Source organism: Oleiphilus sp. HI0079, assembly GCF_001635105.1.
In genome coordinates, this window is the sequence record NZ_LWFT01000836.1 from 1 (window position 1) to 1,309 (window position 1,309).

3 protein-coding genes are annotated in these 1,309 nt (G+C 51.1%); all 3 read right to left on the reverse strand.

Annotation, left to right across the window (positions count from 1 at the left end; translation table 11 throughout):
* Nucleotides 1–884, reverse strand: an 884-nt coding sequence (locus A3750_RS15620) for an Ig-like domain-containing protein (protein WP_197475073.1), incomplete at its 3' end; no start/stop codon positions are given.
* Nucleotides 874–1,065 (reverse strand): hypothetical protein, encoded by a 192-nt coding sequence (locus tag A3750_RS26200; protein ID WP_068548426.1) that lies wholly within the window; start codon nucleotides 1,063–1,065, stop codon nucleotides 874–876. The genes A3750_RS15620 and A3750_RS26200, both read right to left, overlap by 11 nt.
* Nucleotides 1,062–1,309: hypothetical protein (locus tag A3750_RS26205; RefSeq protein ID WP_197475074.1), on the reverse strand; the 248-nt coding region annotated here is incomplete at its 5' end. The genes A3750_RS26200 and A3750_RS26205, both read right to left, overlap by 4 nt.

Sequence of the window (1,309 nt, forward strand, 5' to 3'; positions counted from 1 at the left end):
CCGCCACAACTTGCCGTAATCACAGTGCTACCCACCGCCGATCCAGCTGTAACGACCCCTGAAGAATCAATCGTCAACACGCCGGTTGGGTTATCCGTATAGTTGGCAATTGTGGATACATTCCGCGTCTCACTCGAATCTGTCACGTTCACCGTGAGACTTTTCGAGGCCGCTATGTCGAGACTGAAATCCGCATCAGGCGCTAACGTAATTGCCGTGAGACTATCGGAAACAACTAAAGCCTGAGATGCGACTTGCCCTCGGTAAGTCGCCTCAAGCGTCACATTGCCGGCATCTAGCGTATCGAGAACACCGCTACCGTTGATCTTCGCGATAGCAATATCTGAGCTACTCCATACAGTCACAAGCTCACTGACATTACTTGTACGGCCGTCATCATAAGTGCCATCAACGCGCAACGACGTGCCTGCCAGACATTCCGAAAGCGACGCCGGAAGATTGGAGAAACTAAGACCGGTTAGCTGCGCAGTCGAGACATCAACAGGTAAGCGCGCATTTAGGTAGCTCCAAGATACAAGCACCTCTGCATTCCCCGAGACACTGCCAGCTGAAACTAAGCCTGTCTCATCTACAGTAAACACACCAGAGTCGCTACTGACCCACACAACTCGATCACTGACATCTTCCGTACTGCCATCACCAAGAGTTGCGATAACAGAAAACTGCGATGTGGCGTCCGCTTCCAAGATGGCGCCCTGTTTACCCGGCATAATTTGTATGCTCTGCACATCGTTTTCCACCACTTCGACTGCCGCCACAAAGGCTCGCTCACCTTCTTCATTTCTACACGCAGAAAGCACAAAGACGCTCATCAACAAAAGAAGAAACGAAAGTGAAGAGTTCAGTTTGAGACTAGAAAGCATAACGAAGCGCCGCTCCCACTGTATCGATTTTAATTTGGCCGGAAGAATAGTGGCGCTGCCAACGCGCACTGACATACCATTGAGAGTCCGCATCAAAAAGCTGCTCTTGCAGCCCTACACCATAGGCAAAGCCTTCAAAGCGCTCGGTGCTCAAGCTTTGACTTGTGTCTTCTCTCTTCAACTCAAGCTCGTGCGACGAAAACCCAATAAGATAAACGCCTTTGTACCTCTTCGCGAGGGAGACTCAAAACGGGCACCGACACCGTAGCCCAACCCGACCGCTTGATTCAAGTTGTTGTCTGTGTCGTCCACGACCCCTTGGCTTACAAAAGCCTCCAGAGAGATGAGTTGATGAACGTACAACCCGCCCTTGAGCTCTGTCGCCCCCAACTGAAAATCTTTCTCGTCCACAGATTGCAGGACGA